Genomic DNA, 255 nt, shown 5'->3' on the forward strand with positions numbered 1-255 from the left:
GTGCTTCTGATTTATTAACAGACTCAACAATCCCAGCATGATAAAACATATCTTCGCCAAGCCATTTTCGAACGAGTTCATGGTTTGCCATCGCAATTGGAGGTAACTGTAAAAAGTCACCACAAACGACGATACGTTTTCCAAGTGAAGCAGCTAATGCAATTTGCGGAACATATGCCATACTCACTTCATCTACAACAACTAAATCAAATGTACGCTCATAAATTAGCGCATCAATGGCACATTTCGATAAAG

1 protein-coding gene is annotated in these 255 nt (G+C 39.2%); it reads right to left on the reverse strand.

Going from position 1 to position 255, the window contains the following annotated elements; genetic code table 11:
- The coding region (locus GBN91_RS28680; RefSeq protein ID WP_264299214.1) for an AAA domain-containing protein at nucleotides 1–255 on the reverse strand (255 nt) is incomplete at both ends.

It is taken from the genome of Bacillus sp. B1-WWTP-T-0.5-Post-4, assembly GCF_009183795.1.
Classification (GTDB): Bacteria; Bacillota; Bacilli; order Bacillales; family Bacillaceae_G; genus Bacillus_A; species Bacillus_A cereus.